The organism is Rhodococcus sp. (in: high G+C Gram-positive bacteria) (assembly GCF_049591685.1).
GTDB lineage: Bacteria > Actinomycetota > Actinomycetes > Mycobacteriales > Mycobacteriaceae > Rhodococcoides.
This window is the reverse complement of record NZ_JBAWFH010000216.1, coordinates 1-10,124: the sequence shown is the minus strand read 5'-3', so window position 1 is coordinate 10,124 and position 10,124 is coordinate 1. Positions and strand designations below refer to the sequence as shown.

The 10,124-nt window shown below is 66.2% G+C and carries 10 protein-coding genes; 4 read left to right on the top strand and 6 right to left on the bottom strand.

Features of this window, described 5'->3' with window-relative positions:
* On the top strand, positions 1-336 hold a 336-nt coding region (locus WBQ44_RS09270; protein WP_495566411.1), incomplete at its 5' end, for a VOC family protein.
* On the opposite strand, the gene WBQ44_RS09265 is transcribed toward WBQ44_RS09270, so the two are convergent.
* Entirely contained in the window at positions 333-1,349 is a 1,017-nt protein-coding gene (locus WBQ44_RS09265) for an AraC family transcriptional regulator (RefSeq protein WP_495566410.1), read from the bottom strand. The genes WBQ44_RS09270 and WBQ44_RS09265 overlap by 4 nt on opposite strands.
* A 5-nt stretch (positions 1,350-1,354) precedes the next feature.
* Positions 1,355-2,530, bottom strand: coding sequence for a pyridoxal phosphate-dependent aminotransferase (locus WBQ44_RS09260; RefSeq protein WP_495566409.1), 1,176 nt, complete (start codon positions 2,528-2,530; stop codon positions 1,355-1,357).
* Between the two features lie 84 nt (positions 2,531-2,614).
* Here WBQ44_RS09260 and WBQ44_RS09255 point away from each other — a divergent pair, with 84 nt between their 5' ends.
* Positions 2,615-3,196, top strand: coding sequence for a carboxymuconolactone decarboxylase family protein (locus WBQ44_RS09255; RefSeq protein WP_495566408.1), 582 nt, complete (start codon positions 2,615-2,617; stop codon positions 3,194-3,196).
* Here the strand turns inward: WBQ44_RS09255 and WBQ44_RS09250 are convergent.
* Entirely contained in the window at positions 3,144-4,079 is a 936-nt protein-coding gene (locus WBQ44_RS09250; protein WP_495566407.1) for a sigma-70 family RNA polymerase sigma factor, read from the bottom strand. The genes WBQ44_RS09255 and WBQ44_RS09250 overlap by 53 nt on opposite strands.
* Positions 4,080-4,136: 57 nt before the next feature.
* On the opposite strand from WBQ44_RS09250, the gene WBQ44_RS09245 reads away from it, so the two are divergent.
* Positions 4,137-5,123, top strand: a complete 987-nt coding sequence (locus WBQ44_RS09245; RefSeq protein ID WP_495566406.1) for an LLM class F420-dependent oxidoreductase — start codon at positions 4,137-4,139, stop codon at positions 5,121-5,123.
* 13 nt (positions 5,124-5,136) lie between these two features.
* Here WBQ44_RS09245 and WBQ44_RS09240 read toward each other — a convergent pair whose 3' ends face one another.
* From WBQ44_RS09240 to WBQ44_RS09230, 3 genes are all read right to left on the bottom strand, one after another.
* Positions 5,137-5,805, bottom strand: coding sequence for a DUF3239 domain-containing protein (locus WBQ44_RS09240; protein WP_495566405.1), 669 nt, complete (start codon positions 5,803-5,805; stop codon positions 5,137-5,139).
* 22 nt (positions 5,806-5,827) lie between these two features.
* A complete protein-coding gene (locus tag WBQ44_RS09235) occupies positions 5,828-7,483 on the bottom strand; it encodes a DNA repair helicase XPB (protein WP_495566404.1) in 1,656 nt (551 codons plus the stop codon).
* A gap of 111 nt (positions 7,484-7,594) precedes the next feature.
* A complete protein-coding gene (locus WBQ44_RS09230) occupies positions 7,595-9,865 on the bottom strand; it encodes a helicase-associated domain-containing protein (RefSeq protein ID WP_495566403.1) in 2,271 nt (756 codons plus the stop codon).
* Positions 9,866-9,926: 61 nt separating this feature from the next.
* Between WBQ44_RS09230 and WBQ44_RS09225 the strand changes: the two genes are divergently transcribed.
* The gene (locus tag WBQ44_RS09225) at positions 9,927-10,115 is read left to right on the top strand and encodes a hypothetical protein (RefSeq protein ID WP_495566402.1); all 189 of its coding nucleotides are present in this window, start codon (positions 9,927-9,929) and stop codon (positions 10,113-10,115) included.
* Positions 10,116-10,124: the final 9 nt, after the last annotated feature.

Sequence of the window (10,124 nt, the reverse complement as noted above, 5' to 3'; positions counted from 1 at the left end):
CCATCCGACGGCGACTTCATCCGCGGCCTGGTCGAGGCCGGGCGAGCCGCAGAAGAGGACACAATGATCTTCGACGGCAAGCTGGTGTGGAAGGCGGGCGCGGCCGTCGTCGACCCGGACCGACCAGGTAGTCCGCGGGTTCTGTTCCAATCGGTGCCCGAGAAGAAGTCGGGCAAGAACCGCGTGCATCTGGACCTACGTGTCGGCGACGAACGCGAGACGGTGGCCGAGAACCTGGTCGCGGCGGGCGCGTCCATTCTGCACCGCGGTGAGCAGGGCCCGTTTCAGTGGATCACCATGGCCGACCCGGAGGCCAACGAGTTCTGCCTCTGCTAGCGGTACGACCCCGGCGTCTGACCGGTCCAGCGCTTGAACGCCCGACGAAACGCCGACGGCTCGGAAAACCCGAGCCGGTTCGAGATGTCGTCGACGGAGTCACCGCGGCTCAGGCCCGAAATGGCGGCGTCACGCAGAACTTCCTCGCGGATCTGATTGACGGACGTGCCCTCCTGTCGCAGAAGGCGGCGCAGGTGCGCGCTGCTCACCGACAGCATGTCGGCGATCGCGTCGGTGTTGGGTGCCCTGCCGTGCACGCCCTGTTCCAGTGCCCGGCGTACCTGGGAGGTGGCCGTGCTGTCGTAGTCCCGAGCAGTGAACAGCAGGTTCGGTGATTCGCGGAGGTAGTCTGCGAGCGACTCCTCCGTCTGGACGATCGGGGCGCGCATCGCGGAGTTGTCGAACTCGAGAACCGCAGCGGGCGCTCCGAACGTGACGTGGGTTCCGAACATGCGGTCGTACAACTTGCCAGTCGTCGGGTCGTCCAGCTCGTAGGGCAGTTCCACCGAGTGCAATTTCACTCGGCCGCCGATGAGCCAAGCTGCGAATCGGTGCACCAGCACCATGCGGAAGTCCACGAGCAGCTGGCCGGCCACTTCGCGTGCATCCTCGGGTAAGTGGCTGTTGTCGGCGGGAGGAATGGTCAGCCTCGTCGTGTTCTCCCCACGTGTGATCAGCATGGGTGGCATCCCGGACACCACACGGGTGGTCTCGGACATACGCTCCATCGCCGAGGACAGGTCGGGGCAGTAAATGAGCGTCAGGCAGATGACGCGAAAACTGCCGCGCCGCATGGGCGTCGAAGCCAAACCGAAAAGCTCGTCGTCGGTCAACTGCCAGGTAGCCTGGGTGAACAGGGTGACCTGCTCGGCCGTCAACCGTGAATGCGGATTATCGAGGGTGTCCGGGCCGATGCCGGCGATCGACAGAGGATAGGACAGATCGACTCCGCCGCTGGCGGCGAGCGAAACGGCCTTGACGACGAAGTCTGTGGGGATTGTTCTGGCTGACATCGTCGCTACTGGAGTGCGAGCAGTCTGCCGGCTGCATCGTTCAGGACGGCATCCTTCTTGCAGAAGGCGAAGCGCACCAACGTCTTCCACGGCCCGGGTTCGTCGACGAATGCGGTGACGGGTACTGCCGCGACTCCGATTCGGTCGGGTAGCGATCGGCAGAAGTCGATGGCATCGGTCTCGCCGAGTGGTGACACGTCGGCGCAGAGGAAATACGTTCCGTTGCTTGCCTTCACCGCGAGGCCGGCCTCACCGAGCGCCGAGGACAACACGTCGCGTTTGCGTTCGAGTTCGCTGCGGAGATTCGTCACCCATCGACCCTCGTGTTCGAGGGCGTGCGCCACAGCAGGTTGGAACGGGGTTCCGCCGACGAATGTCATGAACTGTTTCGCGGCGCGCACCGCGTCGATCAGCTGGGCCGGGCCGAGTGCCCACCCCGTTTTCCAGCCCGTGGCGTTGAACGTCTTCGCGGCGCTGGACACGGTGACGGTGCGCTCGAACATGCCGGGGAGGGTGGCGAGGGGAACGTGTTCGGACCCGGTGAACGTCAGGCGTTCGTACACTTCGTCGGTGAGAACGAGCAAGTCGTGCGCGCAAGCGATCTCGGCGATGCGCGTCAGTTCGGCGCGGCTCAGAACGGTGCCGGTGGGGTTGTGCGGCGAGTTGACGATCAGCATTCTGGTTTTCGGGCCGACGGCACGTTCGAGGGCGTCGAGGTCGAGGGCGTAGCCAGATCCGTCGGCAACAAGGGGTACCGTGCTGCGCTGGGCGCCCGCGAGCGCGACGGCGGCCGCGTACGAATCGTAATAGGGCTCGATGAGCAATACCTCTTCGCCGGGCTCGACGAGGCCGAGCACGGTTGCCGCGATGCCCTCGGTCGCGCCGACGGTCACCAGAACCTCCGACGCTGGGTCGTACTCGATACCGTAGTTGCGCGCGCGGTCGGCGACGATGGCGTTGCGCAGGACGGGCATGCCCGGTCCTGGCGCGTACTGATTGAGGCCCGACGCGATCGCATCCTGCGCTGCGGCGAGCATCGATGCGGGTCCGTCGGTGTCCGGAAAACCCTGCCCGAGATTGACGGCGTTCTTCTCGACCGCCAGTGCCGTCATCTGGGCGAAGATGGTGGAACCGAAGGGCCTTAGGCGCTGCACGGTTCGGCTCTGTTGCTCCGCGGACATTCTTGCAGCGTAGCTGGTGTCACATCTCGTACCGGTATCTCGTCCTGGTGGTATCCGCATCACAACTCATCGAGGAGATTCAACATGTCGCGCATACCTCCCGTCGCACCGCAAGACGCGTCCGTGCTCGTTCGCACCGCCTACAGGGCTGCTGCGCGAAGGGTCGGCGAGGTGCCGGAACCGTTCGCTGTTCTCGCCCACCAACCGAGAGTGTTCTTCGCCTCCCTGGCCCACGAACTGGCCGCCGAGAAGGCGTCGACGACGCTTCCGGTGAACATTCGCGAACTGGCCGTCTATCGAGTCGCGTGGACCCTCGGCTGCCAGTGGTGTGTCGACTTCGGAACGATGCTGCAGAGACTGGACGGGCTCGACGTCGACCGGCTGCGTGACATCGGCGCATACGAGACCTCGGACAAGTACAGCGACGACGAACGAGCGGCCTGCGCATACGCCGACGCGATGACCGCGACACCGACTGCGGTCACCGACGAGCAAGTGGCCGATCTCGAACGACGCTTCGGCCGCGCCGGAGTGGTCGAGCTGACGTACCAGGTGGGGCTGGAGAACATGCGGGCCCGGGTGTACTCGGCGCTCGGTGTGACCGAACAGGGTTTCAGCTCGGGGGACGCATGTCGGGTTCCGTGGGAATCTCCTGCAGAGAAGTGACCCCTCGGAGCTTGGCCGGGTTGGCGAAATCGTAGGACGCCCACACCAGGCCGTCGCGCACCGTGAAGCCGTTGACCCTCGGGGGCGACGAGCGGTTGCCGGCGACACCGGTGCTGTACAGGCCGAGCTGGCCGTTGACCGCGACGGGACGCATGGATGCGGCCAATTCGGGTCCGAATTTCCGCAGCAGTCCCAGAAGGAAGCGCGCGCTCTTCTGCGGCCCGGTGACGACACGCAACGCGGTGCTCGTCGTACCTCCGCTGTCGCCGACAATGCGGCAGTCCGGATGCAAAGCCGCCACGACGCGGGCCAGATCGCCGCTCGCCATCGCCGTCATCAGTGCGGTGACAGCGGCCTCGTGCTCTGGATCGGCCACCGGCTCCGGGGTGGTGCCGAACTGCTTACGGGCTCGCGACGCCAGCTGCCGGGCGGTGGCCGGTGCCACGTCGAGGATCTCGGCGACGACGTCGAACGGGACGGCGAAACCGTCGTGCAGCACGAAGGCGACGCGCTGCGACGGCGTCAGGGTGTCCAGCACGACGAGGGCAGCAAGACGGGTGTCCTCGTCCGCGGCGAGAACGTCGAGAGGGTCGAGGGGCGCGGTACCCCACGGGGACACCACGGGTTCCGGTAGCCACTGGCCGACGTAGCTCTCCCGACGCACGGCCGCGGATTTGAGCCGGTCCAGGCAGATTCGTCCGACCACGGTGGTGAGCCAACCGCGCAGGTCGTCGATCGACTCGGCGTCGGCCGCGCTCAACCTGAGCCAGCTCTCCTGCACCGCATCCTCGGCGTCGACGATGCTTCCGGTCACTCGATAGCCGACGGCGATGAGGTGGCGTCGATGCGACTGAAAGCGTTCGGCGAGCGTGCTGGGGCCCATGAACGGACAGTGTAGGAACGCGGGATGCGTCCCGTGTGCGTCAGTAGTATTCGGGCCATGCGATTCGGAATGTTCGTTCCTCAAGGTTGGCGGCTCGATCTGGTCGGTATCGACCCGGCGGAGCAGTGGAACACGATGCGAGATATTGCCGTGGCGGCCGAAGCGGGTCCGTGGGAATCGCTGTGGGTTTACGACCATTTCCACACCGTTCCCGAACCGACGGAGGAAGCAACGCACGAGGCGTGGACGCTGATGTCCGCGTTCGCGGCAACGACGTCGACAATCCGTCTCGGCCAGATGTGCACGTCGATGGCCTACCGGAATCCCGCGTATCTGGCGAAGGTGGCGGCGACCGTCGACCTCATTTCGGGCGGGCGTCTCGAGATGGGCATCGGAGCGGGATGGTACGAGCACGAGTGGCGCGCGTACGGCTACGGATTCCCCTCCGGCGGACAGCGATTGGGTGCGCTCGACGAGGGTGTGCAGATCATGCAGCAGGCCTGGCAGACCGGCTCGGCCACGCTCGACGGAAAGTATTATAAGGTCGACGGCGCCCGTGTGTGGCCGAAACCGTTGCAGGACGGCGGTATTCCACTGTGGATCGCCGGCGGAGGCGAGAAGGTCACGCTGAAGATCGCGGCCAAGTACGCCGACTACACAAATTTCGACGGAACCCTCGACGTCTTCACCCGCAAATCGGAACTGCTGAAAGGTCATTGCGCCGATCTGGGCCGCGACTTCGACGCGATCACTCGTTCGGCCAACTACAACATCGCGATCGGAACGACCGAGGCCGAGGTGGAGGATCGGCTGAAGCAACTCGAAGACCGGATGACCGGATACGTCGGCGCGGAGAAAGCGGCGGCCTCGCTCGACGCTTTCCGCGGACTCCCCGGAGTGGGTACGCCGGAACAGATCGTGGAAAACCTGAGCGCGCTGAAGAGTACAGGCCTCGACTACAGCATCTGTTATTTTCCCGAAGCGGCCTACGACCGCACCGGCATCGAACTTTTCGAGCGCGAGGTCGTCCCGGCGCTTGCGTGACCGTTCGTTCAGGTCAGGGCATGTCGTCGGGGAGGTCGTGTGGGTCCACCAGCAGCTGCTGGTTCTCCGATCCGCGCACCTTCTCCGACAGCCCGATATTGGCCACCAGCAACGACCATTCGGCCTCGCTGATCTCCGCGGTCGCCCGCTCGATCACCGCGGCGTCCGTGGTGCCCCACGCGATCGGCATCGGCGACACCATCTGCCAGGTGTCGCCGATGGTGTTCTTGTTGCGGTCGGCCAGCACCGATACCGACGGCACGAGCTCGCCCTCGACCAACTCGTGCCCGGGCAGCGTACGCACGCTACGCGTGACCAGCGCGTAATGCGGGGTTGCGACGTCCGGCTTCGCGATGTCGACCAACGCGAGCAGAGTGACCCCGCGTGCCCGCTTCTCGGCGACGACGGCCGGGATCAAACTGCCCTTCGCGTACAGGTCTTCGACAGTTCCGACCTTGCGCGGCGCCCACACCGTCACCCACAGCGACGTGGCCGCGGTGATGACGAAGACGGCGCCCAGAATGTACGACCACGGGTGGCCGAGCCAGAAGAACCATGCGGCCACCGCCACGAGGACGACGGCGGTGACCACGGCCGACAGGCGGAGTCTGCGCACGTCGGCCATCGTTTCGTTCACCGATTTGGCGTGGTCTACATCGACGGGAAACTCGAACTGGCGCACACGGACATTAGTAGCACGAAACCTAGATCGCCGGTCCGAGCATGTCGTCGGCATCGGTGATGCGGTAGGCGTAGCCCTGCTCGGCGAGGAAACGCTGTCGGTGAGCCGCGTATTCGGCGTCGAGCGTGTCCCGCGAGACGACGGAGTAGAAGTGGGCCTGGCCGCCGTCGTGCTTCGGACGCAACAGACGACCCAACCGCTGGGCCTCCTCCTGGCGAGACCCGAAAGTACCCGAAACCTGAACTGCGACAGACGCTTCCGGTAGATCGATCGAGAAGTTCGCGACCTTGCTGACCACCAGGGTCTGGATCTCACCCTTGCGGAAGGCGTCGAACAGGATTTCACGTTCCTTGTTCTTGGTCGAACCCTGGATCACCGGCGCGTTCAAGGCTTCGCCGAGTTCGTTGAGCTGGTCGAGGTACGCCCCGATCACCAGCGTCGGTGCATCGGGGTGCTTGGCCAGGATCGACTTGACCACCGCGATCTTGGTGTGTGCCGTGGAGCAGAGCTTGTACCGCTCCTCGGGCTCGGACACCGCGTAGGCCATCCGCTCGGCATCGGTCAGCGTCACCCGAACCTCGATGCACTCCGCCGGAGCGATCCAGCCCTGTGCCTCGATGTCCTTCCACGGTGCGTCGTACCGCTTGGGGCCGATGAGCGAGAACACGTCGCCCTCGCGCCCGTCCTCACGCACCAGCGTCGCCGTCAATCCGAGTCGCCGACGAGACTGCAGGTCGGCCGTCATGCGAAACACCGGTGCGGGCAGCAGGTGGACCTCGTCGTAGATGACCAGACCCCAGTCGCGCGAGTCGAACAGCTCGAGGTGCTTGTACTCACCCTTCGTGCGGCGCGTGATGACCTGGTACGTGGCGATCGTCACGGGGCGGATCTCCTTGCGCTCGCCCGAGTACTCGCCGATCTCCTCCTCGGTGAGCGACGTGCGAGCGATGAGTTCGCGCTTCCACTGCCGCCCGGCGACGGTGTTGGTGACGAGGATCAGCGTCGTTGCCTTCGCCTTGGCCATCGCCGCGGCACCGACCATCGTCTTGCCTGCGCCGCAGGGAAGGACGACGACTCCGGACCCGCCGGCCCAGAACGAATCGGCCGCCATCTCCTGGTAGTCGCGCAGCGTCCACTTGCCACCCTCGGTGTCGAGGTCGATGGGGTGTGCTTCACCGTCGACGTAGCCCGCGAGGTCCTCGGCGGGCCAACCGATCTTGAGCAGCATCTGCTTGAGGTGACCGCGCTCGCTCGGATGCACGATGACGGTGTCCTCGTCGACCATCTCTCCGAGCATCGGCGCGATCTTCTTGTGCCGCATGACCTCGGTGAGCACCGCTCGATCCAGGCTGATCAACGACAAACCGTGAACCGGACTCTTGACCAGTTGCAGTCGGCCGTAGCGGGCCATTGTGTCGACGATGTCGACCAGCAACGGCTGCGGCACCGCGTAGCGGGAGTAGTTGACCAGCGCGTCGACGACCTGCTCGGCGTCGTGACCCGCCGCGCGTGCGTTCCACAGAGCCAGCGGAGTGATGCGGTAGGTGTGAACGTGCTCGGGGGCGCGCTCGAGCTCGGCGAACGGCGCGATCGCACCGCGCGCTTCACCGGCGAGAGGGTGGTCGATTTCGAGCAACAGCGTCTTGTCGGACTGAACGATCAAGGGTCCGTCGGTCACCGGTTCCTCCTAGAGAACTTCCCGTCGCGCCCGAAAGTGCGCAACTTCTCCATTGTCCACGTCTGCTGCGTCCGGCGCATGTGAGTGCCACTACACCCACCCGAGAACGTTTCAGTCGACCAGTGCGACGGAGGTGACTCGGTGCAGGGTGAACCGTCGGATTTCACCAGTGGCCGGGTCGAAGGCTTCGAGTTGGCCACTGCCGACGCCGATGGGATCGACGACGCGCTGCGAGGCGGTTCCCTGGGCGTCGACGTAGCCGATGGTGACACTTCGACGGACTTTGACCGCGGTTTGAAGCAGCGCGAGCGTCGCGGTGCCGGTTGCCCTGGTTCCATCGGAGCGGACGGTCTGACCGCCTGCCCTGGACGCTCGCTCGCCTGCGCGCAGTTCGGTAACCAGCCGTCCGAGCTGTTCTTCGGTGGGGACGGCGGGGCTGCGGTAGCCCGGCCGGTTGCGACGAACGGGTACGCGGGCCCCTCGGCTGCGCAGGTCGACGATGGTGCCGTTCGCGTCCTCGCCCGCAGGTGCGAACCCTGCGGTGCCCAGAACGTTCATCACCTCGGCGAGCGTCGCCTGCGAGATCGCGACGGTGGGCGCGAGAGCCCGCAGTGCAAGCTGTTCCGCGGCCGGTGACGCGAGTACTTCGGCGAGAAGCGCGGGGTCCTCGCACCGGACGAACGACGAGGCGACACCGGCGCGAAGGCGCCCGTGGCGGCGCGCTACGTCGTCGATGAGATAGCTCAGGCCCTGGGGAATCGGGGTGCGCGAGTGCGTGGCGAACAGCGAATGCAGTTCGGTCGCGCTCATTCCGACGTCGAGGGCCCGGCGAAGGCTGTCCTCGGTGATGCGATACATCGTGGCGGCGCCGGCGGATTCGACGTCGGCGACGAGTTCGATGCGGTCGTGCAGTTCGGGTTCCAACGGTCCTGGCGCGACGAGGGTCAGGTCGGCCTGGACGAGGACGTAGTCGATGGGCGTCGGCAATGCGTCCCGCATCGCGGCTTCGGCGTCGCCTCCGTGCAGCAGCGCACGACCCGGCGTCGACAACGCACCACGGGCGACGATGCCGAGCGTGGTCGCCTCGTCGAGCATCTTCTGCACAGGCCTGGGGTTGAAGCGTGCCGCCGAGCGGGGTCGTCGCCAGCCCAGGCCGCGCGAGACGTCGATCGGTGCCGTCGCGACGCCCGAACCGAGTTCGGCGACGTATTCGAGAATCGTGCGACGGTCCCGCGGTGCAGCGGGTGACCGCACTTCCTCCGAGAGCGCGGCGACGGGTTTGTCGTTGGGGTCGCGCATGCCGATCAGCCAGGGGGCGCGTGCCAGTTCGAGCCATGCGGAGGCGATGGTGTGCCACCGAGAGGCCGGTGTCGCCGTGATCCAGGAGTCGACGGCGCCCGTGGGCGCCCAATAGTCGTCACCGGAGTCGTTGGACGGCAGTGGGTCCGGGGTGCCGCTCGATATGAGCGACGCCGCGGCGAGGAGCTCGACGAGCAGACTGACCTGTGATTCGTCGAGACCGGTGGCCTTGCAGATCCGCTTGGCCTCCCGCACGCCGAGTCCGCCTGCTTTCAGCGCCGGTGCCGGTGTGACCGACAGCGATTCGATGACCGCCCCGCAGTGCCGGATCAGCTCCAGCGCTTCGCCCGCGGCAGCGGCATTGACGTCGCCGAGCGGGTACTTGGTGGTCTGCGGCTTCGGCGGTGTCAGCGAGGTGGGGTCCGAGATCGGCTCGCCCCGCAGGGCCTGACCGACCTGATGCGGGAGTTCGACCGTCTGCTCGTCGAGCCAGATCAGCAGACCCGCGCGCAGCAGCTTCTGCACCGGCCGATCCGGCGACGTGCCCGGTGCCGCGTCTTTCGTGCGCCCCGTGGGCGAGGAGCGGGCCAACGTTTCGAGGAGCCCGCGCTCGCTGGATTCGATGGCAGCCAGTGCCTCGGTGACACGCTCCGGGGTGAGCCCCTCGGGCGAATCGAGGATGCGACCGATGCGCCACGGCACCGCGTCGCGAGCAGCAGGGGTCATCCGCAGCGAACGGGTGCCCCACACCAGCGCTCGTTCGCGCAGCGCAACCAAGGCCTTGTCGACGGCCTTCGTGCTCGCCCGCTTGTCGATGGCTGCGTCGAGCTCCGCCCGAGACACCGGCATCTCGTGGGCGCCCTCGATGGACAGCAGTTCGAGAATCGTCAGCGCCAACGTGTCCAGAGAGTCCGCGCTACGCAGGATCGACGCGCGCTGTTCGGCCCGCCCCGCGAGGACACCGATGGTCGACGGGGGAGGAACCGTCAGGTCGGGACGCAGCGTGAGGGTGCCGACGAGCTCGGTATCGGTACGGGACGAGAGCCAGGTGGCGAGGTCCGGGGGCGCTGCTGATTCGGTCATCGCTTATCAGATTAGAGACCTGGGCTGGTGCACGACGAGTCGCAGGTGCCAAAATGGGCCCATGGTGAACAAGTCGAAGAAGCCCTACGTCGATGCAGGCTGGCCGGAAACCGCGCGCGGAGACCACGCGGTGAGCGAGCTGGCGTCCACCCGTTCGGGAAGCTTGTCGCCTTACGGCGACGAGACGGAGTTCCCGTTGCCCGTGGACGAGCTGCCCTACGCACACCCCGTGACCGTCATCAATCGCTAGAGACCACAC